This is a genomic window from Delftia sp. 11MD, assembly GCF_050907895.1.
Lineage (GTDB): Bacteria > Pseudomonadota > Gammaproteobacteria > Burkholderiales > Burkholderiaceae_C > Comamonas > Comamonas tsuruhatensis.
In genome coordinates this window covers 3,836,120-3,862,258 of sequence record NZ_CP194333.1, presented here as the reverse complement: position 1 = coordinate 3,862,258, position 26,139 = coordinate 3,836,120, and the positions used below count along the sequence as shown (strand labels likewise).

22 protein-coding genes are annotated in these 26,139 nt (G+C 63.1%); 7 read left to right on the top strand and 15 right to left on the bottom strand.

Annotation, left to right across the window (positions count from 1 at the left end; genetic code table 11):
- Positions 1-19: 19 nt before the first annotated feature.
- The 8 genes from ACRSCF_RS17435 to ACRSCF_RS17400 form a co-directional block, all read right to left on the bottom strand.
- The gene (locus tag ACRSCF_RS17435) at positions 20-1,273 is read right to left on the bottom strand and encodes a TolC family protein (RefSeq protein ID WP_244386256.1); all 1,254 of its coding nucleotides are present in this window, start codon (positions 1,271-1,273) and stop codon (positions 20-22) included.
- 200 nt (positions 1,274-1,473) lie between these two features.
- Entirely contained in the window at positions 1,474-3,564 is a 2,091-nt protein-coding gene (locus ACRSCF_RS17430; protein WP_244386254.1) for a peptidase domain-containing ABC transporter, read from the bottom strand.
- Positions 3,561-4,823 carry a S41 family peptidase gene (locus tag ACRSCF_RS17425; RefSeq protein ID WP_432675069.1) on the bottom strand — a complete coding sequence of 421 codons (1,263 nt, stop codon included), beginning with the start codon at positions 4,821-4,823 and terminating at the stop codon, positions 3,561-3,563. Before ACRSCF_RS17425 ends, ACRSCF_RS17430 begins: the two co-directional genes overlap by 4 nt.
- 249 nt (positions 4,824-5,072) lie before the next feature.
- Positions 5,073-6,002 (bottom strand): cupin domain-containing protein, encoded by a 930-nt coding sequence (locus ACRSCF_RS17420; RefSeq protein WP_082145292.1) that lies wholly within the window; start codon positions 6,000-6,002, stop codon positions 5,073-5,075.
- Positions 5,999-7,018, bottom strand: coding sequence for a radical SAM protein (locus ACRSCF_RS17415; protein WP_082145293.1), 1,020 nt, complete (start codon positions 7,016-7,018; stop codon positions 5,999-6,001). Before ACRSCF_RS17415 ends, ACRSCF_RS17420 begins: the two co-directional genes overlap by 4 nt.
- Positions 7,019-7,111: 93 nt before the next feature.
- Positions 7,112-7,327: a hypothetical protein gene (locus tag ACRSCF_RS17410; protein ID WP_152683555.1), complete on the bottom strand. Its 216-nt coding sequence runs from the start codon at positions 7,325-7,327 to the stop codon at positions 7,112-7,114.
- Between the two features lie 73 nt (positions 7,328-7,400).
- On the bottom strand, positions 7,401-8,675 hold the full coding sequence (locus tag ACRSCF_RS17405) for an HlyD family efflux transporter periplasmic adaptor subunit (RefSeq protein ID WP_244386250.1): 1,275 nt from the start codon (positions 8,673-8,675) through the stop codon (positions 7,401-7,403).
- A 291-nt stretch (positions 8,676-8,966) separates the two neighbouring features.
- Positions 8,967-9,653 carry a GntR family transcriptional regulator gene (locus ACRSCF_RS17400; RefSeq protein ID WP_209800419.1) on the bottom strand — a complete coding sequence of 229 codons (687 nt, stop codon included), beginning with the start codon at positions 9,651-9,653 and terminating at the stop codon, positions 8,967-8,969.
- A gap of 228 nt (positions 9,654-9,881) precedes the next feature.
- Between ACRSCF_RS17400 and ACRSCF_RS17395 the strand changes: the two genes are divergently transcribed.
- Positions 9,882-10,832: a transglutaminase-like domain-containing protein gene (locus tag ACRSCF_RS17395; RefSeq protein ID WP_061287799.1), complete on the top strand. Its 951-nt coding sequence runs from the start codon at positions 9,882-9,884 to the stop codon at positions 10,830-10,832.
- Positions 10,833-10,886: 54 nt separating this feature from the next.
- On the opposite strand, the gene ACRSCF_RS17390 is transcribed toward ACRSCF_RS17395, so the two are convergent.
- From ACRSCF_RS17390 to msrB, 7 genes are all read right to left on the bottom strand, one after another.
- Complete coding sequence (locus ACRSCF_RS17390; RefSeq protein ID WP_244386248.1) at positions 10,887-13,046, bottom strand: TonB-dependent siderophore receptor; 2,160 nt, start codon at positions 13,044-13,046, stop codon at positions 10,887-10,889.
- Positions 13,047-13,367: 321 nt separating this feature from the next.
- Positions 13,368-14,054, bottom strand: a complete 687-nt coding sequence (locus ACRSCF_RS17385; RefSeq protein ID WP_034364393.1) for a B3/B4 domain-containing protein — start codon at positions 14,052-14,054, stop codon at positions 13,368-13,370.
- A gap of 84 nt (positions 14,055-14,138) precedes the next feature.
- Positions 14,139-14,966 carry an AraC family transcriptional regulator gene (locus ACRSCF_RS17380; protein WP_244386246.1) on the bottom strand — a complete coding sequence of 276 codons (828 nt, stop codon included), beginning with the start codon at positions 14,964-14,966 and terminating at the stop codon, positions 14,139-14,141.
- Positions 14,967-14,979: 13 nt separating this feature from the next.
- Positions 14,980-16,368, bottom strand: a complete 1,389-nt coding sequence (gene chrA / locus ACRSCF_RS17375) for a chromate efflux transporter (RefSeq protein ID WP_244386244.1) — start codon at positions 16,366-16,368, stop codon at positions 14,980-14,982.
- 62 nt (positions 16,369-16,430) lie between these two features.
- Complete coding sequence (gene msrA, locus ACRSCF_RS17370) at positions 16,431-17,180, bottom strand: peptide-methionine (S)-S-oxide reductase MsrA (RefSeq protein WP_244386238.1); 750 nt, start codon at positions 17,178-17,180, stop codon at positions 16,431-16,433.
- A 34-nt stretch (positions 17,181-17,214) separates the two neighbouring features.
- The gene (locus tag ACRSCF_RS17365) at positions 17,215-19,044 is read right to left on the bottom strand and encodes a cytochrome c biogenesis protein DipZ (protein ID WP_034364395.1); all 1,830 of its coding nucleotides are present in this window, start codon (positions 19,042-19,044) and stop codon (positions 17,215-17,217) included.
- A gap of 16 nt (positions 19,045-19,060) precedes the next feature.
- Positions 19,061-19,561 carry a peptide-methionine (R)-S-oxide reductase MsrB gene (gene msrB, locus ACRSCF_RS17360; protein ID WP_034364397.1) on the bottom strand — a complete coding sequence of 167 codons (501 nt, stop codon included), beginning with the start codon at positions 19,559-19,561 and terminating at the stop codon, positions 19,061-19,063.
- Between the two features lie 168 nt (positions 19,562-19,729).
- On the opposite strand from msrB, the gene ACRSCF_RS17355 reads away from it, so the two are divergent.
- From ACRSCF_RS17355 to ACRSCF_RS17330, 6 genes are all read left to right on the top strand, one after another.
- Positions 19,730-20,446: a response regulator transcription factor gene (locus tag ACRSCF_RS17355; protein WP_016448168.1), complete on the top strand. Its 717-nt coding sequence runs from the start codon at positions 19,730-19,732 to the stop codon at positions 20,444-20,446.
- Between the two features lie 2 nt (positions 20,447-20,448).
- On the top strand, positions 20,449-21,954 hold the full coding sequence (locus ACRSCF_RS17350; protein ID WP_034364401.1) for a sensor histidine kinase: 1,506 nt from the start codon (positions 20,449-20,451) through the stop codon (positions 21,952-21,954).
- Between the two features lie 87 nt (positions 21,955-22,041).
- A complete protein-coding gene (locus tag ACRSCF_RS17345) occupies positions 22,042-23,760 on the top strand; it encodes an FMN-binding glutamate synthase family protein (protein WP_034364403.1) in 1,719 nt (572 codons plus the stop codon).
- Positions 23,761-23,848: 88 nt separating this feature from the next.
- Positions 23,849-24,127 (top strand): hypothetical protein, encoded by a 279-nt coding sequence (locus ACRSCF_RS17340; protein ID WP_016448165.1) that lies wholly within the window; start codon positions 23,849-23,851, stop codon positions 24,125-24,127.
- Positions 24,128-24,143: 16 nt separating this feature from the next.
- Positions 24,144-25,817 carry a PepSY-associated TM helix domain-containing protein gene (locus ACRSCF_RS17335; RefSeq protein ID WP_432675068.1) on the top strand — a complete coding sequence of 558 codons (1,674 nt, stop codon included), beginning with the start codon at positions 24,144-24,146 and terminating at the stop codon, positions 25,815-25,817.
- A complete protein-coding gene (locus ACRSCF_RS17330) occupies positions 25,810-26,127 on the top strand; it encodes a DUF3325 domain-containing protein (RefSeq protein ID WP_034364405.1) in 318 nt (105 codons plus the stop codon). Before ACRSCF_RS17335 ends, ACRSCF_RS17330 begins: the two co-directional genes overlap by 8 nt.
- Positions 26,128-26,139: the final 12 nt, after the last annotated feature.

The window sequence follows — 26,139 nt, the reverse complement described above, 5'->3', positions numbered from 1 at the left end:
CTGGCGGGCGTAGAACGCTTCAATCCAGCGACCAAAAGCCCAATCGGCCCAGGCTGCCGGCCAAGCCTATCCGAGAGATCCTCCAACTGTTCAACGTCGAGATATGCAGTTCTTGCGCATCAGTGAAGGCATTCATGGCGTTGAGCAATTCCGTCATGTTGCCCACGCCGGCACGATACCGGCCTCGAACGACTTCAAGCGCCTGTCGCGACTGGTCTTCGATCTCACTGGTGCGTTGAAGGCTTTCGGTCTCGGTTTTCAGCGTTTGGTAGTTAAGCCATACGTCGCGTGAAATCCGTTGAAGTGTGTCTTCCATGGCTGCTGTGCTTTCAGCTGCACGGGCTTGCGCATCGCGTATGCGGTATTCGCGCTCCATCCCGTCAAACAACGGGATGTTCAGTTGAACGCCCAGGCTGCTATCCGATTGGCGGAAGTCAGAGCCCAAGGCCGGCGGCTGCATGTTGCGCGAGCGGTTGATGCTCCCTGTCAGCGCGACATTGGGGCGACCATAGGCCCGGCTTTCTCGTACAGCCGCCTGCGCGGCACTCAGTCTGGCCTGCGCGGCCATCAAAGTGGGGTGTGTCTGCCGCGCGATTGCCAGCAGTTCTTCCAGCGCATCAACGAAGCCCGAGTCTGGCCGAGCAGTAGCAAGAGGCTCGACGCGCAGTGCAAGATGGGCAGATTGCCCCATCAACAGGGCCATGTCGCCCAGCACCTGCTCAAGCGAACCTTGCACGCGCGTCACTCTGAGACTGGCTCTAGATAGCGCGGTCTTCGCCTGCAGCATGTCGGACAACGCGGCTGCACCCGCCTGGTACCTGGCGTTTGCCGCTTGGTGGTTTTCATCCGCCAGATCCAGAACCTGCCGCGCCGCTTGTAAGCGTCCTTGGAGCGACTGCGCCTGATAGTAAAGCTGCACCGAGCGCAGGAAGGCTTGCTGCACGGCGGCTTGCCCGGAGGCATTTGCGGCGCGCAACAGCTGTCGGGCAGTCTCCAGCGCTGCTTCGCGGGCTCCGAAATCCAGCACCACCCAATGGAGGTTGACGGCGCCCGTGTAGGTTTGCCTGCTGCCGCCCGAGCCACCGCTTGTGCGCTGGATCTCGCTGTGTGCCTGTCTGGCGTCCAGTTGTGCGTTCAGCCTTGGCAAGTAAGCCGACTGTTTGAGCCCGACCTGGGCTGTTTGCGCGCGGGTTTGCGCCCATGCCAGACGCACGTTGGGGTCATTGCAAAGCATGCGCTCCACGGCCTCGGCGACAGGCAAAGGGTCGGGCATCGCAGCAAAGATGCAGGGTGTTGGCGATCCAGGCCGTGCGATGGCTGTTAGGGGCTGAACAACCCTCTCCTCAGCCTGAAAGATGTCCGTCGATGCCAGAGTGCACATCGGTACCACGCTCAGTAGCGCGGCCAGGCAGCCAGCTATACAGAGCAGCAAGCATCGCCATGGGCAGTTGCAGAGCAAGACGGGAGGTCGGCTCATGGAGCGGCTGCCTCCACGGCAATGGCGCTTGCATGCAATCGTGTGATGTCAATCACGCGCTCAGCCATGGCAATCGTGTCAGGACGATGTGCAATCGTGATACGTGTCACAGGCAGTCGGCCAATGGATTCGTTGACCTGCTGTTCGCGCTCCACATCCAGGTGGCTGGTGGCTTCGTCCAGAACCAGCACACAGGGTTCACGGTACAAGGCCCTGGCCAGCAGAAGGCGTTGCTTTTGGCCTCCGGACAAGGTGTTGCCCATGTCCCCATTGAGCGTGTCGTAACCCATCGGCATGGCAAGAATATCGTCATGGATGAAAGCTGCCCGTGCTGCAGCTTGGACCCGCCCCATGTCGATCACGCCATCCAGTCCCGCAATATTTTCCTTGAGGCTTGCAGAGAACAACTGATCGTCCTGCATCACGACGCCAATGCGCCGCCTCCAGTTCGACAAGCCAAGGTAGCTCAGCGGCTGCCCATCTACCCGAACGGTTCCCGAGGTCGGCTCCAGCAAGCCCAAGATGATCTTGGCCAGTGTCGTCTTGCCGCATCCGGTCGGGCCAACGATGGCTACATGTTCCCCTGCATGCAGCTTCAGGTCGATATCCTTCAACACCCATGGACCGCCTTCGGCGTACCGGAAGCTCACCTTGTCCAGATGGATTTCAGGCGGTGCCCAGCCTCTGGAGTCGAACTGCTCAGGTAAAGTGCCTGCGGTCTTTTCAGGCTCGGTCAGCACGATGTCGGACAGCCTCTCCACATGCAGCCGCAGCATGCGCATCGACATCATGTTGTCGATGAACCGCTGCATCCTGGAGGAAAACTCATTTTTGTAGGCAATGAAGGCCATCAACATGCCAACCGTCAATGCGCCCTCGATGGTCATGTACGCACCTGCCGCAAGCACGGCCACGGTTTCCAAGCCAAACAGCAAGCTGTAGCTCGACCCGAAGGTCAGCGTCATACGGTTGCTGAGCATGCGCCTGTTGGACGCCTGCACCATGCGGTTGGCCCAGTCGGATGCGCGATGTGCCTCCAAGCCCGCGATCTTGACGCTCTGCATGGCGCGCAGACTTTCCAGAAAATGGCTTTGTGCTGTTGCTTCATGAACCAGCGCTTCGTCGCTGAGCCGATGAAATGCCCCATGTGTGGACAGGCGTATGGCCGCATAGGCCACGATGGTGAACACGGCCACAGCAGCCAGCAGTGGGCTGTAGATCAACATCACGACCCCGGTGATGATGGCAAACAGGGCATCAAGCACGATATCCACCAGCTTGCCAGTCACGGTCTGCTGGATATTGTTGGCAGACTGGAAGCGCGACAGCACATCGCCGGTATGGCGGACTTCGTACCAATGCATCGGAAGCTTGAACAGGTGCCGCGCGATGCGCGAAGACCATTGGATGCCGAGCTGATACGTAGCAACGATCCCCAGCCAGCCGCGTGTCCACTCCAGCACCGTGCGCACTACAGTCAACAGTACAAAGCCGATGGCGATGACTCCTATGAGATCGAGCTCGCCAGAAACGACGGGACCGTCCATCAACCACTGCGTGAACAAAGGCAGGATGAGGGCCACCACTTGCAGGGCAGCAGCCAGCACGAACAATTGGAGCAGGCTGCGCCTGAGCCCTGTGATGGGGCCGATCAAATCCCGCCAGCCGATGGGCGGTTTTGGTTTGATCTGCTGAAAGGCCGGTGTCGGCCACATTTCCAGGGCGATTCCCGTGAAATGCTCGCTGGCCTCGGCCAGCGGCAAGGTGCGCAGGCCTTTGGCGGGGTCGTGAATGGTGATCTTGCGCCGGGAAACTTTGGTCAACACCACGAAATGGGTCAGATCCCAATGCAGGATGCAGGGCACGGGAAGCTTTGGCAGGCCTTTGAGATTCAGGCGCACCGCCCTGGCACCCAGACCAAGCATCTCCCCCATGTGAATGAGATCACGCAGGCTGGTTCCACGAATCGATACGGAAAATCGCGTGCGCAATTCGTTCATGGAAAACTCGTGCTTGTGGTGTGCGGCGATGTAGCCCACACAGGCCAGCCCACATTCACTCAACGTGGTTTGCAGGTAGAGGCTCACGGTGTTCCGATATTCTTGGCGACGAGGAGTATGGATTGCAAAACCCAGGCCTGCAACGCCTTCGTGTCATTGATGTCTTGGTGATATTTGATCTGCGGAATATATGGAACGTTGTCTTGACGTCGTCTACCGACCCATACTTTCAAAGGAATCCATATTTTCAGGCCGCTGGAAAGTACTGCTGAACCAATGTCCATATATCGTGTGTCCGCGTCTGTTGTACTTCCTACGTGCAACGCGCCGGGCACGCTCATAACCTCATCCACAAAATCCAGACAGGCACTGAAACAATATGAATCCGTAATCAAAATAAGCTTGCCTTGGAATGGTGGCCAGCCTTGCGGGATTTCTGTGTCATCTTCGCTTGTTATGTCAGCTTGCTCCACAAAATTTTCACCGCGTTGGGTGGCGACCTCCATGGATTCACGCAAGTCATTGAGCCATTTGTAAATTTGACTATCCTTGCCTTCAATCTTTAGAGCTGATTCTCTATGGCCATCTATGGTCGCCATCGATATAGGGGATATGCGCCAATATGCTTTTGAATTCTGATACGATGGTGCTGATTTTTTCAATGCTGCGGACAATATGGCAGATCCCACCATGGAGTTTCCACCATTATTTCCTCGTGTATCCAGAATGATGGCATCTGCGTTATCAATCGATTGAATATTATTAAGAAAATGGTCGAAATCGATATGCTCTTCAGTATTCAATTTGAAATTGGAGGCGTGAATCCAATAAATGCCTTTTTTGATCTGGTGCATACCCTGAGGAGGAGGAAGGGGGCGTTTGATTTTCAGGTTTTTGGGCTGTTTTTTCCATATTAAGGGGATTTCTTGATATTTCCCGCTGAGTTTCTGAAAAAGGCATTTCGTGGGGCGAAGAGTTTCCCAAAGAGGGCTATTGGCTTGCTCGATAGTTATGTATCTCGCCAGTTTATTAAGTGTGTTTTCTAGATGTATTCTCCTGTCTACAAAAGGTGCCACCTTGTTGTGTAGTATTTCATGAATCGAAATGCTGTCGCAGGATATTACTTCATCGCCTATCTGCGGTAAATCCACTGACCAGTCGATGGCTCGTGATGCTACCAAATACCGGCCATTGCTGTGTTCCATATGCCAGCCGGCCCAGGAAAGAGGATCTTTTTGATCAGCATATGTCCCAACTGATAAATGCTCATCCATGAATCCGGTGAGATAGAATTTCAATGCTGAGAAGGCTTGTTGTTCTGATTCGCTACGCTCGGCTAACAACATGGATTCTTTGTAGCCGACAAAATCCAGCCAATTATTGAATTCATGATTTGATGTGTCCAGTTTTGCCGGATGGGTTTCGCTTAATATTTCATGAATTCGCTTGATATCCTGGACAGCAGTATCACTCCAGTTTTTGTTTGATATGTTGAGGTCTTCCTTGTTTTTTTTCTGAATAAAATGCGCAGCCCTGAAGAAAAAAGCAAAAGAAAATATAGGTGATGAGAAGCGGAATTCGGTAGAATGTGGTACTCATGGGATTGGATGGGGTTCGAGAGGTTTGTCCAAGGAAGACAGGGAATTGAGAGAAAACGGTATTCTGGGTTTTATCCTTTTTACGCTTATTTCATCCATGAAATTTGAGAAAACTTCCGGATTATTGAGCTGATCCGTGAGAACTTGGCAAGCACGCGAAATTATGTCAGTGGTCACTGCATCTGGTCTGAGGCTGCGTCTTAGTTCTTCGTGGTTTCTGAGATTTTTTTCCAAAAACCAAGCTAAATAATTCAAAATATTGGGTGGGTATATTCCAACCGCTATATGAAGTGTTTCACCAACAGGCAGTACTTCATGCCACCAGCCTCTCGGGAGATATAGCAGATCACCCGCCTCTAACATGCCGTCAAAAATGGGCTCTGCAGGGCATGCGGCTTCAAACGACTTGGATGTATGTCCAGGTAGAGGAAATTGATAGGTCGGTGGATAAATGCGCCAATGTTTTTTTCCGATCAGTTGAATAGCCATTACGTCATGCGTGTCCCAGTGCGCGCCAAAGCTTCCTTCGCCTGAGAAAGCCAGGTATGCATTTGCCGTGGTATCTGCATCGGTGAAGCTGGCCACTTCCTCGCACAGTTTGCGAATCAACTCCTGCCTGACATCGATGCGATTCAGGATGGCGGTTGAGCCGGCTTCCAGCAGGGATTGTACGGCTTGAGTATTGAGTCGTTGTATGGTGCGGCTGCCTGATTTTAATTCTTCTATGTACTTCTCTGGTGGCACTACGCCATTTTTGTAGAGATGCATAAAGGGAGGCGCGATATCACTGTAATAGAGGGCCGAATCAATATCGGACCAATTCATTAGTTCGGGATCTACCGCGCCGCGTGCCAAGTGCATCTGGCGGTCTGCAACACATTCGTTGAATGTTTCTTTGGTGATGTCAAAAGTGATGAGGTTTTTCATGCAATCCTTACTATCGGAATAGTTTTGGAATTTCTGGCTTGTCCGATATTCGCGGCGGGACAACTCAGTGTTTTTAGATCACCTGTTGTATAGCCCCGCATCCAATCTCCCATCAAGTGACGATCAAGATGAATTTGTCCGTCGGGTGTGAGTTTTCCGACGGTATTGCGGTCGTTAGAAAGCAGGACCGTGCATTTTTGTACCCTACCATCTGCGCGTATCACCAGAGAGTTGGGCCTGCTGGCATAGCAGATGTAAATTTTTTTATCCGAGCTAAGCTCATGACTGGATTTTTTTCCATAAAGCAAATGCTCCAACTCTTTTTGGCGAGCTTGCCGATCTTGTTTATTAAGTGGATGGATGTTTTTACTGTTGGGGCCACCCAAGTTTTCTATGGGTTTTAGGAAGACCGAAAACCTGCTGTCATGCAGAAAATCAAGGCGCAGCATTTGCGCGAGTTCCTTGACTGATTCATGATTCTCCACAGAAAGGTGAACGCGCAGAAGCACTGATAGAGATAGATCACTGTCGCGTATCGCCATCAGATTGGAAATAATACGATCAAATGTCCCGTCGCCCGATGCCAATTTTCTTGTGTTGTTGTGCACGGCACCGAACCCATCCAGGGATATTTGATAGCCGTTTTGCCCAAGATCGTGTAAGCGCCTGACAGTTTTCATGTCCAGTAGATATCCGTTTGTGGTTATATTCCCACCAAAGTGAACACCATGTTTTTTGCATAGGCTCTGAGCGAATGTGCTGATGTCATACATGATGCCTTTCGCCGCCAAAGGCTCACCGCCAAACCACTGCAAATTTAATTGCTTAAGGTTTTTTATTCTGTTTGCCAGCAGATTTTTGATTGAATCAATGATTTGTTGGCTCATTTTTCCAATTGAGAAGTCCTCGTAGCAGTAGGTGCATCGAAAATTACATTGCTCTGTGGGTAGTAATGTGATTTCCAAATATCTCGGATCTACCGAGGAGATGAGTTGGTGATGAGTTTCGTGCGACATAATGGATTTTAAGTGAGTTTTCAATAGGGTTTAATTGATTCGTGGATTTAAAAGCCGAGTTTGCATTCGGCCTTTGTGAAAAATGGAAGTTAGTTAGATATTTGAATCATCGTCCTCATACGGTCCGTATTTTTTGCAGCCATTGTTGCGTTCACAGTCTTTGTTTACTTCGCATTTATTGGTAATGATGAATCCACCACTGATAAGATCAAGAGCGTCATCAGTCAATACTTCCTTGATTTCGTAATCTCCAAATTCGTCAAATTTCAGAGCATCAACGGCTAATGTGAGGGGATTGCTGGTTTTCATTTTTTACCTTTGAAGATTTTCCTGTATGCCATGGTTTGAATTGGCATGAAGTCTAGGGATAAGAGATTTTCGATTAAAGGTGCCGCATGGTACCGCCAATGATTGGCGCCAATATCCACTCGATCAGCCGACGCTTATCCTGCTGAATGTCTGCTTCGAGTGCGATTCCAGGGAAAAGATTTGTCTTCTTTCCGTGGGTGATGATGAATTGATTTTTGATTTTTACGGTGACACGGTACATTCCCTCCTGTTTGAGTGTGTTGGGAAAAATGGCGAGGTCTTCTGGTTGTAGTGGACTATTGGAAACTTCCATTACCGTTCCTTCGTGCATGCCGTAGGTTTGATAAGGGTAGGGCTCGTACCTCAATAGGACCGACTGCCCGGACTGGACGAAACCCAGTGCTTTGGAGGGAGCGAACAGATGCGCCATCAGGGGAGCATTCTCAGGAACGATGACAGCCAATGCCTGGGAAGATACTGACTGACCACGATTGGCATTGATGGCCGTCACGCGGCCTGAGATGGGCGCTGTAATCGCAAAGCCATCGCGAGACGCGATTTCCGTGGTTTCAAGTTCCAGGCTTGCGAGATCACGATCAATCTCAGCAAGTTGCCCAGCTACCTTGATGGGAGCCTGATGAATTTCACTCAAGAGATTTGCGGAGCTTCTGGTTAACTGCGAACGGCTGCGTTGAGCGCCCAGCAGTTGTGTTTCAAGTGAAGATAGTTGTTCTTCTTTGTCTTGAAGCTCCAAGTGTGAAATGTATTTTTTTTCTGCCAGCTCTCGGTGATTCGCGACTATTTTCGAGAGAGCCTGGATCCTCCGAGCATAAAGGTCCAGCTCTTGTTGATTGCGCTGGATTTCCTCGTTGATATTGTCGTGCTGCCTGCGCAAACCTGCTTCATTGGTCATGCCCAGTTGCTGTGTCGTCGTTCTGAGTCGCTTCAGGCTTTCTTGACGCTGGGCCAGCGAGGCAAGGCGTAAATCCGAGATTTTTGTGGTTTGCTGGTTGCCTGTCTGTGAGCGTTCATCCGCCATTACAAAAAGGACATCGCCCTGTTTTACCCGCTGGCCTTCCTGGATACGTAGCTCCGACACGATGCCGTTGACAGGCGCCATGACCTTTATCGCGCCATCCGCTGGAACCAGGATGCCACTTACAGTAGCGCGTGGCCTGTAGCTGCCAAGGAAGAGATAAAGCGTACAGAAAAAAGTGATGGAAAAAGCCAAACTAACCAGTAGCCAGCTGTGGTTTGAGCGTGCCAGCAGCATAGGGCCGTGCTCCTGTTGCTCAAATCGTTGCAGTGCTTCCTTGCGGAAAATGCTTGTGCGTTGTTTCTCATTCATCGTGTTCGCAGTCATTGGCACCGTTAGCGCAATACCTATGGCTGCTGATTAAGCACACGATAAAAATAGAAAATCAATCAGATCATTCTGAATTATTTCGCTAACTAACCGATTTCCCAGAAAATTCCTAGGAATAGAATTGGATGAATGAATGCAAAGCGCTTTGGACCCAGGCCCTCACGGGTGCGCTTGCTGGCAGGCGCGACTGTCCCGCTGGATGTAGCCTTGCCGCAGTGGTGAGATAGAAGAGCTGGCGAATGCGGTGCCGGGTGGCCGATTTGGCCTTTTGCTTCAGCGAGCCTTGCTGGAAACGCTCGCCTCGGCGCGCAGCATGGCCAGCACGGCATCGCGCTTGTGGTGCAGGTGGGTGACCAGCAGCTCGCGCAGGGCCGTGGCGTCGCGTGCGCCCAGGGCATCGATCATGGCCTCGTGCTCCTTGACGGCCTGCTTCCACTTGGCCGTGTCCAGGTTGGTGCGAAAGCGCAGCGACTGCACGCGGTTGTTGATGCGCTGGAAGGTCTCCGTCAGCACGGGGTTCTTGGCGGCGCTGTTCAGCGCCGCGTGGATGGCGGCGTTGAGCCGGTAGTAGGCAGACACGTCGGCGCGCGCCACGCTGGCCATCATCTCGTAGTGCAGGGCGCGGATTTCGGCGAATTCCTGGTCGGTGATGCGCTGGGCGGCCAGTTCGCCTGACAGGCCCTCGATGCCTGCCAGCACTTCGAAGGCGTGCATGACATCGGACTCGCTCAGCTTGACGGCGATGGCGCCGCGGTTGGGCAGCAGGTCGGCCAGGCCTTCGGCGGCCAGCAGCTTGATGGCCTCGCGCAGCGGCGTGCGCGAGACGCCGAGCTGCTCGCACAGCTCGCGCTCGTTGAGCTTGGCGCCCGGGGCGATGCGCCCCTCGATGAGCATGGACCGCAAACGGTCCGCCACCTGCTCGTGCAGCGCCGCCCGCGATATCTCGATGATCTCCGCCATCTAGCGGTCTCCTTGGCTGTTCCTGGCTGGTGGATGCCCCCGCCACAGGTATTGCGCCATGCGGGGCGGCGCCGATGTTAGCCGAGTTTGCATCCCCTGCGGGCCGCCGGGCGGGCGCACGCGCTGTCCCTGCCAAGCACTACAGGCTTTTCAGCAGGGGCCTACGGCCGGCGGAGACTCTTGATCCCACCATGGATGCCGATCCGACAGACCAACCAGGGAAAAACAATGGCCCAACCAGGAATCAGGCTGCAGATCCAGGTGGATCTTGCCTATGACATCCGCGATCCGGCCGGGGCCGACTTCGTGTTCAACATCCATGCGGCCCACACCTCGCACCAGACAGTGGAGAACGAGCGGCTGGTGCTCAGCCAGCCCGTGGAGCCCGACATTGCCACCGAGCCCGCCACCTCCACGCGCTTCATGCGCCTGCATGCCAACCCCGGCCCCCTGCACCTGACCTACACGGCCACCGTCTGCATCGCGCACCACCGCGAGGATCCGGCGGCGCTGGGCGAGGTTCCGGTGCGCTGCATCCCGCTGGAGGTCCTCCCCTACATCTACCCCAGCCGCTACTGCCAGTCCGACCGGCTGATGCAGCTGGCCTTCCGCAATTTCGGCCACCTGGCGCCCGGCTATTCGCGCGTGCTGGCCATACAGCAGTGGGTGCAGGAGCTGGTGACCTTCGCTTCGGCCACCAGCAACTCGTCGACCTCGGCCGTCGATACCCTGGTGGAGCAGGTGGGCGTGTGCCGCGATTTCACGCACCTGATGATCGCCCTGTGCCGCGCGCTGAACATTCCCGCCCGCATCGCCACCGGCACGGACTACGGTGCCGACCCTGCGCTGGGCCCGCCCGATTTCCATGCCTACGTGGAAGCCTACCTGGGCGACAGGTGGTACCTGTTCGATGCATCGGGCACGGCCATTCCCATGGGCTTCATGCGCTTTGGCACGGGCCGTGACGCGGCCGACGTGGCCTTTGCCACCATCTTCGGCAACGTGGTGGCCATGGCCCCCATGATCCAGACACAGGCCCTGGAAGACGAGCGCAGCCAGCTGCCCCGGCAGTGCAGCGAGGCGCTGTCGACCACTGCGCCTTCGCCCGCCGTGCTGTCGGGCTGCGCATCGTTTGGCAGCACGGCGGACCGAAGGAGCTTCAGGCAGCTGCCTGCCTGAGCTGCCTGCGCTGCGTGAAATGCCTGGGCTGTGCAAGGCGCGCTGCGGCGGTCCTCAGAAGCGGTGCGTTCCCGTCACCGCAAAGGTGCGCCGCTGGCCGTAGAAGCAGTCGCCGCGTGCCAGGCACTGCGTGATCTGCACCTTGTCGGTCAGGTTGACCACGTTGAAGGCCAGGCGCCATGGGCCGGCGTCATAGGACACCATGGCATCCAGCAGGGTGGCCGAAGGCGTGTCCACCAGGCTGGTGCCCGTCCACTGCGAACCCGTGTAGCGCACGCCTGCACCCAGGCTCCAGCCGCCGCGTCCTTCGCTGGCAAAGCGGTGGGTCAGCCAGGCCGACGCCGTGTGGCGCGGCACGCTGGTCACGCGCTGGCCCTGATCGCCGCCATTGCTGCGCGAGATGATGGCGTCGGTGTACGCATAGGCCAGGGTGGCGTCCCAGTGGCGGGCCAGGCTGGCGGTCAGCTCGGCCTCGAAGCCGTTGACCTTGACCTCGCCGATCTGCAGGCTGTTGAGCGGGTTGGCGGGGTCGGTGGTCTTGCGGTTCTTCTCGCGCAGCGTGTAGACGGCGGCGAAGGCCGACAGGCCCTGGCCCGGCGGCTGCCATTTCACGCCGGCTTCCCATTGCTCGCCGCGCTGCGCCTTGTAGGGCGTGCCGTAGACGTTCACGCCGCCCAGCGGCTGGAAGGACTCGGAGTAGCCCAGGTAGGGCGCCCAGCCACCATCCATCTGGTAGGTGGCGCCTGCGCGCTTGGTCCAGGCCTTCTCGTCCACGGCGGAGGCGGGACGGCCTTCGGTGTCCGTCTGCGCGCTGTCGTGGCGCAGGCCCAGGGTGGCGGTCCAGCGGCCCCACTTGATCTGGTCCTGGGCGTAGAAGCCCAATTGCTTTTGCGACACGCCCGGCTGGCGCACCAGCTGCGAGGCCGTGGGCGGCGTGAAGTTGCCGTAGACGGGGTTGTAGACGTCAAACGGCGCGGTCAGTCCGCGCCAGGTGGACTGGCTGGTGCTGTTGCGCTGTGCGTCCATGCCGGCCAGCACGGTGTGCTCGGCCGTGCCCCAGCGCAGCCGGCCTTCGAGCTGCGTGTCGATCACCAGCATGCGCCCGCCGTTGACCTGCCAGGAGGCATCGCGGTAGACGCTGCGGTTGTCGGGGTTGAAGACCGGGCGCGCAGGGCGGCCCTGGCCGGGGATGGCGGTGAAGCTGGTGTAGATGGAGCGGTAGTCCACGTCGCTGATGGTGCGCCGCAGGTTCTGGCGCACGGTCCAGTCCGCGTTCAGGCGGTGGCTGAACAGGTAGCCCCAGGATTTGTTCTCTGTGTCGAAAGAGTCCCAGCCGGGCTCGCCGATGAAGGTGCTGGTGGGAATCTGGCCGTAGGGGCTGGGCAGGCGCGTGCCCTGCCAGGGGAAGAAGCCGATCAGCGAGCCGCTCTTGTCCTTCTGGTAGAGCGCCTGCAGCGTGAGCGAGGTATCGGCGCTGGGCCGCCACGTCAGGCTGGGCGCGATGACCAGGCGGTCGTCGTTCACATGGTCCACCTGGGTGCCGCTTTCCCGGCCCACGGCCACCAGCCGGTACAGCCACTGGCCGTCTTCGGTGACGGCGCCGGTCAGGTCGGTGGCGATCTGCTTGCGCCCGTAGCTGCCCACCTGCACCTGCACCTCGCGCAGCGCCTCGGCCTGCGGGCGCTTGCTGGTGAGGTTGAGCACGCCGCCCACGCTGCCCTGGCCGTAGAGCACGGAAGAGGGTCCGCGCAGGAATTCCACGCGCTCCAGCGTATAGGGATCGGGCCGGCTGGTGTTGTAGGTGCCGTAGGTGCGCAGCAGACCGTCCTGGTACTGGCTCACGTTGCCGCCGCGTGCCGAGAAGCTGTCCACCCGGCTGTCAAAGTAGTTGGACACCACGCCGGCGCTGTAGGCGGTGGTCTGGCGCAGCGTCTGCACGCCCTGCGCCTCGAACTGGTCGCGCGTGACCACGCTGATGGCCTGGGGCGTCTCTATCAGCGGCGTGTCGGTCTTGGTGGCCGAGATGGCGCGCTTGGCGGTGAAGCCCACCACAGGGCCGGTGGGATTTTCCTTCTCGGTGCCTGCGTTCACGGTGACCGGGGCGAGCGTGGCCTCGGGGACCTTGTCAGGCTGGGCCTGTGCGTGGGCTGCGCCGCACAGGGCAAGCAGGGCGGCATGCGCAACTGCCGTGCGCGAGAGTCTTTGGGTAAGCATGGTCAATGGTCGAGAGCTGGGAAACCTGTGCCGTGGGGCGTGCTCTGGGTGCGTCGGCGCTGCTGCCGGCCCTGGGGCCAGCAGCGCAGCCTGTCATGGCGGGTGCGGATTCTAGAATGACAATGGGAATGATTTCTTTTTCTTTTCATTTGTATGTAGCATGCAACGCATTGTTATCAATTTGATAGCGTAGAAGCTTGTTCTGAAGGGACCTGTGGGTCGATGTGCAGGGCGGTGTGATACGCGTACGGTCTTGCTTGCGGGAAGTCCGCGCAGCGTGATAGTCCTCTTCGCGCCGGGGCGCCAACCGCCCCGGTCGCCTCAGGCCTGGGCGGCCTGCAAGGGGTTGCCTGGGTGTGAAACGGCCTCGGGCCACAGCCGACCGGCCGCCGCCTGCAACGCTTGCACCAACTGCTGCGTATCCGTCTTGCCGGTGGCGTGCAGCGCTTCGGTCACGATCAGCGCGTTGACGGTGGATTCGCGCACTGCCGAGTGGCCGCTTTGGCGGTTGCACCAGCGCCGGGCGTGGGCGCGGCCAGCCGTGTCGGCAAAGATGATTTCGCCGGGCTCGGGATATTCGATCTCGCCCGAGAAGGTCTCGTAGACCTCGCTGCCGGTTGCGGGGCGCACCTGCAGGCAGCCGCTGATGCGGTCCAGGTCGAAGACGGCCACGGGAATGGCAAAGGCCACCGAGGCCGCATTGCACAGGTCCACCAGCGGATGCAGGCCGGGAAGATCACCCTCCTTGCGCAGGCGGCGCAGCAGGGCCTCGGCGGCGCAGCGGTATTGCGTGGGCTTGAGGCCCATCCTGGCAAAGCCGCGCCGCCAGGCCTGAATGGATGGCATCTCGCTTTCCGGGGTGCAGGCCAGGTTCTGCCTGGCCTGTGCCATGAAGGGGGCGATCACGGCGTGTGCGGGCACGTCGGGCGACAGGCCGCGCAGCAGCAAGGTCTGCGTGGCCAGTTCAGGAAAGTCGCGGGGGATGGAGGGTGCGTAGGAGAACGGCAAGATCGGGCCTTGTGATTGGAGAGGGGATGTGATCCCCATCCTCGCCAGGCCGGTTTGCGTGGTCTTGAAGGAAATTGCAGCGCGTCACGCAGCGCAGGCGCTTGCTGCCCTGGCATAGAAGCCGGGCGCCATGCCGAAGCTGCGCACGAACAGGCGCGTCATATGGCTCTGGTCGGCAAAGCCGCTGTGCGCGGCGGCCTCGGCCAGCGGCATGCCGCTGGCGATGAGCCCGCGCGCCTGGTGCAGGCGCCGCTGCAGCAGATAGGCATGGGGCGTCATGCCTGTGGCGCGCGCAAAGGCGCGCAGGAACTGGTAGCGGCTCAGGCCCGCCTCTTGGGCCAGGGCGCCCAGGGTCAGGGGCGCGCCGGGATCGTCGTCCATCCGGGCGCGGGCCAGGGTGATGGGGGCCGGTGCGCGGGGCGCCGGGGCAGGGCGCTGCAGCATGCCGCCCAGCAGCTGCAGCAGGGCTTCGTCCAGGTCCAGGGCGTCCGCTGGCTCGCCGCTGCCGGTCATCCTGCGGTACAGGGTCTGAAAACACGCGGCCAGGCCCGGGTCGCGCACGGCGGGCTGGCGGAACTCGAAGCCGGCCGCCGGCCCTGCGCCATCCATGTCCGCCATGAGCCCGGCCACGACCCAGGGCTCCAGGTATAGCATGCGCCAGGCGCGACCGCCGTCGCCCAGGGGCATGCCGTCATGCAGCTCGCCGGGGTTGACCATGATGAGGTCACCAGCCCCGGCCTCGTAGAGACCTCGTCCGCTGGCGGACTTCTGCGCGCCACGCTCGATCAGGCCGATGCCGTACTGCTCGTGGGTATGTCGCCCAAAGTGCCTCGCCGTGTCGGCGGCCACGGCCTCCACGCCTGCGGTGCGGCAGCGCAGCCAGCTGAAATGCCCATCCGTGGTCGAAACCATGCCGCAGCCTTTCCTACCCACCCTGGCGTGCCAGCGTGATCGCCAGGCCGGCCAGCCCCGCGCCCACCACCACGGGGATCACGCCGACCTTCCAGCGCAGCAGCGCGGCCGCCGCAGCCAGGCCCAGCAGTGCGGACGGCCAGTCGAAGGGACCCGCCCAGCCCTGTGGCCACAGCACGTGCCAGGCAAAGAACACGGCCAGGTTGGCGATGACGCCCACCACGGCGGCCGTGATGCCCGTCAGCGGCGCGGTGAAGCCCAGCCTGCCATGGGTGGACTCGATGAAGGGGCCGCCCAGCAGGATGAAGGCGAAGGACGGCAAAAAGGTGAAGAAGGTCACGACCAGGGCGGCGGCGGCGCCGGCAGGCAGCAGCGCATCGGGGCCGAACACCTGCGTGCTCCAGCCGCCCAGGAAGCCCACGAAGGACACCACCATGATCAGCGGCCCCGGCGTGGTCTCGCCCAGGGCCAGCCCGTCCATCATCTGCGTGGCCGTGAGCCAGTGGTAGTGGTCCACGGCGCCCTGGTAGAGGTAGGGCAGCACGGCATAGGCGCCGCCAAAGGTCAGCAGTGCCGCCTTGGTGAAGAACCAGCCCATCTGGGTGAGCGCGCCCTGCCAGCCGAAGGCGGCGGTCAGCAGGCCCAGCGCCAGCGCCCACAGCCCCAGGCTGGCCGCCAGCACCTGGTTAAAAAAACGCCAGCTGAACCGTGCATGGGCCGGTACGGGCGTGTCATCGTCGATGACGGCCGGGCCGTGGCTGCCGCCACCGTGGCCGTGCCCGCCTGCAGGGGCGAAGTGGCGCGGCGCCAGCCTGCCCCCCAGGTAGCCCAGTGCGCCGGCCGCCAGCACGATCAGCGGAAACGGCAGCTTCAGCGCGAAGATGGCCACGAAGGCCGCCGCGGCAATGCCCCACAGCCAGCCGTTGCGCAAGGTGCGCGAGCCCACGCGCCAGGCCGCCTGCACCACCAGCGCCGTCACGGCCGGCTTGATGCCGTAGAAGATGCCGGCAATGGCCGGCACATGGCCGAAGGCCACATAGATCCAGGACAGGCCGATCAGCAGCACCAGCGAGGGCAGCACGAACAGCCCGCCGGCCACGATGCCGCCCCAGGTGCGGTGCAGCAGCCAGCCGATATAGGTGGCCAGCTGCTGCGCCTCGGGGCCGGGCAGCAGCATGCAGTAGTTGAGCGCATGCAGGAATCGGCCCTCCGATATCCAGCGCCGCCGCTCCACCAGGTCCTCATGCATGATGGCGATCTGCCCGGCCGGCCCGCCAAAGCTGATGCAGCCCAGCTTCAGCCAGTAGCGCAGGGCTTCGGCGCGGGTGGGGGCCACAGGGGCCACAGGGGCCGCGGGAAGGGGCGCGGGCGGGTTGGGTGCGGTCTGCAGGCTGGAGGGCATGCCGCAAATGTCTCATACGGCAGCCGCCCCCGATGCCTGAAGGCACCCGCGCTGCGCAGGCGCTACATCTGCCGCGCGGCCTGCTTGACCAGCACCGGCTCGGCCCGGTAGCTGTCCGGGAACAGGCGCTTGAGCTGCTCCACCTTGGGCAGGTCGTTGATGACGATGTAGGGATGGCGCGGGTTCTCGGTCATGAAGTCCTGGTGGTAGTTCTCGGCAGGGAAGAAGCTGGGCTTGTCCTCCAGCCGGGTCACGATGGGCTTGCCGAAGACCTTGGCGGCATCGAGCTGGGCCACATAGGCCTGGGCGGTCCTGAGCTGCGCGGCGTCGGTGGCGAAGATGGCCGAGCGGTACTGCGGGCCCGTGTCCGGCCCCTGGCGGTTGAGCTGGGTCGGGTCATGGGCCACGGAAAAGTAGATCTGCAGCAGTTGCCCGTAGCTGACCTGGGCCGGGTCATAGGTGATCTCGACCGACTCCGCATGCCCGGTGCGGCCGCTGCTCACCGCCGAATACGAGGCCTGGGCCGCCGTGCCGCCGCTGTAGCCCGAGACGGCGCGCTGCACGCCCTTGACATGCTGGAACACGCCCTGCACTCCCCAGAAGCAGCCGCCCGCAAAGATGGCTTTCTGCGGCCCCTGGCCCGTGGCCGGCATGTCCTGCGCGGGTGGCGGAATGCGCACGGCCTGCTCGGCCGCCTGCAGGTCGCTGCCCTGCCACAGCAGGGCGCCGCCCAGCAGCACGGCGCTGCCGGTCAGCAGTTGGAGAAGGCCGCGGCGGCGGGGTGCGGCGGCGAGGGGGGAATCGTTGGTCATGGTGTCTCTCCGGTGAAAGTGAAGCGGCCAGGGATCAGCCAAAGGTGAAGGCATAGGCGGAGATGCCGGGGTCCAGGAATTCGATGCTGAAGGTGCGCTCGGCTGCGCCGCCGTCCTGGCGCACCAGCTGGTACAGGCGCTGCGCGGTCACGCTGCCGCTGCCGTCGGCGGCCACGTCCATGCCGCGCGAGGCGCCGGGCGCCTTGCCGTCGATCAGTACCTTGAAGCGCACGGGCTTGCCATCGCTGCCGGGGCCCAGCACCAGGTGCAGGTCGCGTGCCTGGAAGCGGTAGGTGATGCGGCCGGTGGCGCCGTCCAGCGTGGCGCTTTCCGGGCCCACCGTCCATTGGCCGCTCAGGCCCCAGGCGTTGAGCGGCAGGCGCTCGGGCGTGGCATAGGCGGTGGCCTGGTCGTGCACGGCGGCAGGCGTGGCGGCAAATTGCTCGGCGCGCTCATAGCCCAGGTAGGTCTCGTGCGAGCGCACGGCTGCCATGTCGGCTGCCTGCTGCACGCCCTGGGCCTGCACGTCGATCAGGCCCAGGTCCACCTGCTTCGATCCGGCTTCCTGCAGCAGTTGCTGGATCACGCGCTCGGACTCGGCATAGCCGCCTTCGCCAAAGTGGTGGTGCCGGATGCGGCCCTGGGCATCGATGAAGTAGTGCGCCGGCCAGTACTGGTTGTTGAAGGCGCGCCAGATCTTGTAGCCGTTGTCCACGGCCACGGGGTAGCTGATGCCCAGGTCCTTGACGGCCTTTTCCACGTTGGACAGCTTGCGCTCGAAGGCGAACTCCGGCGCATGCACGCCCACCACCACCAGGCCCTGGTCGCGGTACTTCTCGGCCCAGGCCTTCACATAGGGCAGGGTGCGCAGGCAGTTGATGCAGGAATAGGTCCAGAAATCCACCAGCACCACCTTGCCGCGCAGTTGTTCGGCCGTCAGCGGGGTGGAGTTGAGCCAGTCGGTGGCGCCGTCCAGCGCAGGGGCCAGCCCTTCGTCCGGCAGGGCGGCGCGGGACGGGCCGCCGGCCATGCGCATGGCGCCGCCTGCGGCCATCATGGCCGGGCCAGCACCGGAGCCCCTGTCCACGGCGGCCATCATTGCGGGACCGGCCTGCATGGCCATGGCACCACCCTCGGGCCTGCCGCTCAGGCGGTCCACCAGCCTTTGCTCCAGGCCGCCGGTGGAGGCCGTGGACACTTGCGCCAGCACGCCCGTGTCCAGCCCCAGCGCAATCGCGCCCACACCGGCCAGCATGGCCGCGCCCAGCCCGCGCCGCACCCATTCGCCCGCGCCCAGCATGCGCTTGAGCGCCGCAAACACCTTGCCGCCCAGCAGCAGGGCCGCCGCCATGGAGGTGGCCGCACCGGCCGCATAGGCCAGCAGCAGCAGGCTGGAGGTGGTGTTGGCGCCCTGCAGTGCGGCGCCCGTGAGGATCAGGCCCAGGATAGGGCCCGCGCAGGGCGCCCACAGCAGGCCCGTGGCCACGCCCAGCAGCAGCGAGGCGCCGGGGCGGGCACCGCCGTCCGTGCCCTGGGCACGCTCGGACAGGCGCGAGCCTGCCGCCACCAGCGGCCGCGTCAGCCGCTCGGACAGGCCGGGCCACAGCAGGGTCAGCGCAAACACGGCGACCAGGCCCAGGGCCAGCCAGCGGCCGTATTCATTGGCGGCCACCACCCAGCCGCCGCCCACGGCGGCCAGCGAGGCCACCAGGGCGAAGGTCAGCGCCATGCCCGCCAGCAGCGGCAGGCCGCTTTTGGCGAAGGGCTGGTCGGCGCGTGCAAAGACGAAGGGCAGCACCGGCAGGATGCAGGGGCTGACGATGGTCAGCACCCCGCCCAGATAGGCCAGGACGATCAGCAGCATGGCGTGGCTCCCGGGTTCAGGCAGGCTGGGGCGTGAACGTCAGGGACAGCCCGTTCATGCAGTAGCGCAGGCCCGTGGGCCTGGGGCCGTCGTCGAAGACATGGCCCAGGTGGCCGCCGCAGCGGCGGCAATGCACCTCGGTGCGCAGCATGCCGTAGGTGCGGTCCTGGCGCGTGGCCACGGCCTTGTCCAGCGGCTGCCAGAAGCTGGGCCAGCCCGTGCCGCTGTCGAACTTGGTCTTGGACGAGAACAGGGGCAGCGCGCAGCCTGCGCAGGCAAAGGTGCCCGCGCGGTGCTCCTTGTTCAGCGGGCTGGAGCCTGCACGCTCCGTGCCTTCCTTGCGCAGGATCCGGTACTGCTCGGGCGTGAGCCGGGCACGCCACTCGGCGTCGCTGTAGCTCACCTCGAAGATTTCGCTGGAGGCGGCCGCTGGCGCGCGGCGCGGGAACAGGCTGGCCGCCAGCACGGCGGTGGTGCCGGCGCCTGCAGTCCACAGAAGATGGCGTCTGGTGGTCATGGTGTGCTCCTGAAGGTTGCGTGCGTCTGAAAACGATGCGATGCCAGTCAGGTTAGGGCGCCGGCCTCCCGAAGTCCTCACGCAGAGTTCAAAGATTCGTGATAACTCCCGGCCCCGGTATTGCGCACAATGGCAGCCACTCCCGCCACTTCCAGGAAACCGCATCCGATGACCGCCACGCGCCGCGTACTTCTCGTCGAGGACGACGCCCATATCGCCGACCTGCTCACGCTGCACCTGCGCGACGAAGGCCTGGAAGTCATGCACTGCGCGCGCGGCGACGACGGCCTGCGCCAACTGGAGCGCGGCGGTTGGGACGCGCTGGTGCTGGACATCATGCTGCCCGGCGTGGACGGCCTGGAGATCTGCCGCCGCGCCCGCGCCATGGCGCGCTACACGCCCATCATCATCATCAGCGCGCGCTCCAGCGAGGTGCAGCGCATCCTGGGCCTGGAGATCGGCGCCGACGACTACCTGGCCAAGCCGTTTTCGGTGCTGGAGCTGGTGGCGCGCGTCAAGGCGCTGCTGCGCCGCGTGGAGGCGCTGGCCCAGAACGCGCGGCTGGAGTCCGGCAGCCTGTCCATTGACGGCCTGGCCATGGACCCCGTGGCGCGCGATGCCCGGCTTCATGGTGCCCGGCTGGACCTGACCCCGCGCGAGTTCGACCTGCTGTACTTCTTTGCGCGCCAGCCCGGCAAGGTGTTCTCGCGCATGGACCTGCTCAATGCCGTCTGGGGCTACCAGCACGAGGGCTACGAGCACACCGTCAACACCCACATCAACCGCCTGCGCGCCAAGATCGAGGCCGACCCGGCCCAGCCCGCGCGCATCCTCACCGTCTGGGGGCGCGGCTACAAGTTCGCCGAAGCGGGCGAGGGCGCATGACCATGAAACTGCGCCTGACACTGACCCAGCGCCTTTCCCTGGTCTTTGCCGTGCTGCTGCTGGTGTGCAGCGGCACCTCGGCCTGGATGCAGCTGCGCGCCAGCCGCATGCACGAGCTGGAAGTGGTGCAGGGCCTGTCGCGCGACGTGGCCGAAAGCATTGCGCGCGACGCCCAGCTGACCGACGCCAACGGCCTCATGCCCGGCGCCGTGCGCAGCTTCTTCAACCAGCTCATGCTGGTCAACCCCAGCGTGGAGGTCTACCTGCTGGACGCCGACGGCCGCATTGCCGGCCATGCCGCCCCCGACGGCCGCGTGCGCCGCGAGCGCGTGGACCTGGCCCCCGTGCACCGGCTGCTGGAAGGCGGCACCCTGCCCATCCTGGGTGACGACCCGCGCAGCACCGAAGGGCGCAAGGTCTTCAGCGCGGCGCCGCTGCGCGTCAACGGCAAGGAAGTGGGCTTCATCTACGTGGTGCTGCAGGGCGAGGCGCATGACCAGCTGGTGGCGCAGGGCTCGGCCAACTCGGTGCTCAGCACGGCGCTGTGGTCCATCGGCCTGGTGGCGCTGCTGTGCCTGGTGGCCGGCCTGGTGGCCTTTGCGCTGATCACGCGGCCGCTGCGCCGGCTCACCGAAGAGGTGGCCGGCTTCGACATCCATGGCACCCCCCCGGACCTGCCGGCCCCCCAGCCCGGCGCCGCGCAGGACAGCCGCGACGAGATCGCCGTGCTGGACGCGGCCTACCGCCGCATGGTGGCGCGCATCGGCGAGCAGTGGCGCGCCCTCACGCGCCAGGACCAGGAGCGGCGCGAGCTCATCGCCAACGTCTCGCACGACCTGCGCACGCCGCTGTCGTCCCTGCACGGCTACCTGGAAACGCTGCTGCTCAAGGACGCCGTGCTCGACACCACCGAACGCCGCCGCTACCTGGGCATTGCCCTGGCACAGAGCCAGAAGGTGGGCGAGCTGGCGCAAAGCCTGTTCGAGCTGGCGCGCCTGGAATACGGCTTTGTCCAGCCCGAGCCGGAGCCGTTTTCCATGCCCGACCTGGTGCAGGACGTGTTCCAGAAATTCGAGCTGCGTGCCGAGGCGCGACAGGTGGCGCTGCGGGCCGACTTCCCAGCCCGCCTGCCCGTCGTCCAGGCCGACCTGGGGATGATCGAGCGCGTGCTGGGCAACCTGCTGGACAACGCGCTGCGCCACACCCCCGAAGGCGGCAGCATCCAGGTGGCGCTGGCGGCGGCGGGCAACGCCGTCGAAGTCACCGTGGCCGACACCGGCCCCGGCATCCCGGCCGATCTGCGCGAAGGCCTGTTCGAGCGCCCCTTCACCGTGGGCGGCGCCCGCCGCGGCGGCGGCCTGGGCCTGCGCATCGTCCACCGCATGCTGGAGCTGCACGGCTGCCGCATCGAACTGGTGGACCCGCCGGGGCAGGGGGCGAGCTTCCGGTTCGTGCTGCCTGCGGCCGCGCAGGCAACGGGCGCCGGCGCCCGGCCGCGCCAGGGCTGACGCGGATCGTGGGTTAACCTTGTGCACAGCGCGCCCTCGAAGGCGCGGCATGCACAAGATCGTCAACTCGTTCCGAGGACCCACGCCATGTCAACGTCTGCCTCTCCCGTTCATCGCCTGCCCGCATGGGTGCCGCTGCGCTACACCACGTTCTGCCTGAGCCTGGTCGGCAGCGCGGGGCTGCTGGTGGCGGCGCTGGTGTGGGGAGGGCTGTGGTGGTGGCTGGGCTTTGGCGTGTGCGCCGCGCTGGCGCTGCTGGGCGTGCGCGACATGACCCAGGTGCGCCATTCGGTGCTGCGCAACTACCCCATCATCGGCCACCTGCGGTTTCTGCTGGAGTTCATCCGGCCCGAGATGCGCCAGTACTTCATCGAGTCCGACCATGAGGCGCTGCCGTTCTCGCGCGCCCAGCGCTCCCTGGTCTACCAGCGCGCCAAGGGCGACCCGGACAGCCGCCCGCTGGGCACGCAGCTCAATGTCACGGCCCAGGGCTATGAATGGGTGAACCATTCCATGCAGCCCACCAGGCTGGCCTCGCATGATTTCCGCATCACCATCGGCTGCGCCGATGAAGGTGCCTCGCCCTGCACCCAGCCCTACAGCGCCAGCATCTTCAACATCTCGGCCATGAGCTTTGGCGCGCTGTCGGCCAATGCCATCCTGGCGCTGAACAAGGGCGCGAAGATGGGCGGCTTTGCGCACGACACGGGCGAGGGCTCCATCAGCCAGCACCACCGCGTGCACGGCGGCGACCTGATCTGGGAGGTGGCCTCGGGCTACTTCGGCTGCCGCAACGACGATGGCACGTTCAGCGAAGAGAAATTCATCGCCAATGCCACCGACCCGCAGGTCAAGCTCATCGAGATCAAGCTCAGCCAGGGCGCCAAGCCCGGCCACGGCGGCATGCTGCTGGGCGCCAAGGTCACCCCCGAGATCGCCGCCGCGCGCGGCGTGCCCGTGGGCGTGGACTGCATCAGCCCCTCCAGCCACAGCGCCTTCAGGACGCCGGTGGAGATGATGCATTTCATCGCCCGCCTGCGCGAGAAGTCGGGCGGCAAGCCCACGGGCTTCAAGTTCTGCGTGGGCCATCCCTGGGAGTGGTTCGCCATCGTCAAGGCCATGCAGGAGACGGACATCACGCCGGACTTCATCGTGGTCGATGGCGCCGAGGGCGGCACGGGCGCGGCGCCGGTGGAGTTCACCGACCACGTGGGCGTGCCGCTGCAGGAAGGCCTGCTGCTGGTGCACAACACGCTGATCGGCGTGGGCCTGCGCCACCGCATCAAGATCGGTGCGGCCGGCAAGGTGATCACGGCCTTCGACATCGCGCGCATGATGGCGCTGGGCGCCGACTGGTGCAACGCCGGGCGCGGCTTCATGATGGCCCTGGGCTGCATCCAGGCGCAGAACTGCCACACCGGCCACTGCCCCACGGGCGTGGCCACGCAGGACGCGGCGCGCCAGAAGGCCCTGGTCGTGCCCGACAAGGCCACGCGCGTGGCCAACTTCCATGACAAGACCCTGCATGCGCTGCAGGAGCTGGTGCAGGCGGCGGGCCTGGAGCACCCCTGCGACATCACGGCCCACCACATCGTGCGGCGCATCTCCGACACCGAGGTGCGCCAGCTCGCCAACCTGGTGCTGCGCGTGGAGCCCGGCGCGCTGCTGGGGCCGCTGGACAAGCAGCACAACGTGTTCAAGCTCTACTGGCCAGGGGCGCGCGCGGATACCTTCCAGTTCGTGCCGCCCACGCTCAAGCCTTCGGCACCGCAGGCCAAGGCGCAGGCGGCAGGCCAGCCCGCATAGGGACACCACGGCCGATCACGGGTTTTGACGGCGCTCGGGGATAATGCGCCCCGAGCACTTTGGTCCACGACTGTATTTTTCTTTGTAAATGAAAACTATTTTGGTTCGCATTGCAGCTGCCGTCTTCGGCGGCTATGCCTTCACCTGGGGCTTCATCGCCCTGGGCGTGGCGCTGATGTTTGCCGCCGGAATGGAGTTCCACGATGCCGAGCATCTGGGCTACATCCTCGGCTTCCTGGTGTTTCTGACGGTGTTCCTCTGGGCCTTTGCGGCGCAGAGCCTCCCGCGCGTCTGGGCCGTGCTGGCCGGCGGCGGCATTGTCATGACCGGTTGCGCATCGCTGCTCCAGCAGATGCTGCTGCCCTGAATCCGGAGAACGCCTCATGTTCCAGAACTTCCGCCTCTCCATGGCCTGGCTGCACACCTGGTTCGGGCTTGCGCTCGGCTTCGTGCTCATGGCCGCCTTCTTCTTCGGCGCGCTGTCGGTGTTCGACCGCGAGATCGACCGCTGGGCCATCCCGGCCTCGCGCTTCGAGCCCACGCCCATGTCCTCGTACGACCAGATCCTCAAGCCGGTCTTCGAGTCCATGCAGCCCAACGCCCAGGCGCGCGATGCCATGCGCGGCGAGGTCAACGGCCCGCTGCCCGAGCGCTTCGACACGCCCCAGCGCTGGGGCGCCTACACCACCCACCGCGATCCCGTGCTGGGCCTGTTCGCCGGCTACGAGGTGGCCAACGCCAAGAAGCCCGAGACCCTGATCTGGGCCATGCGCACCATCGACCCGCGCAATGGCGAGTCCCTGCCGGACGACCACCTCAAGATCGGCAGCCAGTTCTTCTACCCGCTGCACTACAGCCTGACGCTCAACTGGATGAACCTCGGCTACTGGATCGTGGGCTTTGCCGCGCTCATCATGCTGGCGGCCCTGGTCAGCGGCGTGGTCATGCACCGCAAGATCTTCCGCGAGCTGTTCACCTTCCGTCCGAAGAAGGCCACGCAGCGCAGCGTGCTGGATCTGCACAACCTTACCGGCGTGGTGGCGCTGCCCTTCCACTTCTTCTTCGCCTTCACGGGCCTGGTGATCTTTGCGGGCATCTACTTCCCCATCACCCATACCCAGCTGGAGCCCCTGCACGAGTTGCACGAGAAGATGGAGGCCGAGGAAACCGGCCTGCCGCACGACCGCGCCGGCGTGGCCGCACCCATGGCCTCGGTGGACGCCATGGTGGCCGAGGCGCAGCGCCGCTGGGCCGCCAAGGGCATGGCCGGCGACGTGGGCTTCCTGTCCGTCACCCATGTGGGCGATGCCAACGGCTACGTCAGCGTCTACCGCGCCGGCACCGACCGCATCGCGCTCACGGGCGAGGGCATCCACTTCAAGGCCAGCACGGGCGCCCTGCTGCGCGAAGATCCTCCGCGCACGGCCGTGGACAGCATCAACACCTTCCTCACCGGCCTGCACCTGCAGCACTTCCGCCACTGGCTGCTGCGCTGGCTGTACGTGCTGGGCGGCCTGGCCGGCTGCGTGTGCATTGCCACCGGCTTTGTCTTCTTCGTGGAAAAGCGCAAGAAGCAGCACGCCAGACAGGGCGTGCAGGGCGCGCGCGTGGTCGATGCCCTGGCTGTCACCACGGTCACCGGCATGCTGGTGGCCACGCTGGGCATGCTGATCGCCAACCGCCTGCTGCCCGAGGCCATGCCCCAGGGCTGGCCGGGCCGGGGCGACATGGAGCGCTATTTCTTCTGGGCCGCCTGGCTGCTGGCCATGGCGCATGCCTTTGTGCGCAGCGCCCCCGTGGCCCGGGGCCTGCCCAACCCCGCCTGGCGCGAGCAGTGCTGGGCCGTGGCCGCCATGGCCGTCACGGCCGTGCTGCTGAACTGGCTGACCACGGGCGACCACCTGCTCAAGACCCTGGGCGCGGGCTACTGGCCGGTGGCTGGCGTGGACCTGTTCATGCTGGCCAGCGCCGTGCTGGCCGTGGTGGTGGCACGCAAGCTCAAGAGCCGCGTGGCCACCGCCACGCCTGCACGCACGGCGGAGGTGGCCCATGTCTGAGGGACTGATGGACGCACTGCTGCTGGCCGCCGCCTTTGCCGCCTCGCTGGCCGGCATGGGCTGGTTTGCGCTGGCCAAGGACGTGCACTGGGAGCAGGTGCATGGCGACATGCCCCAGCCCGATGGCAAGGTCAGGCTGCTGCGCTGGCTGGGCGCCGCAGGCCTGGCCGCCTCGCTGGGCCTGTGCCTGGCGGTGGACCATGCCTCCATGGCCTCCCTGGTCTGGATCATGACGCTGGCAGCCGCCGCCCTGGCCATTGCCTTCACCCTGACCTGGCGGCCGAGCTGGCTGCGCTGGCTGCCGGCCTGACGTTTGCGCGGG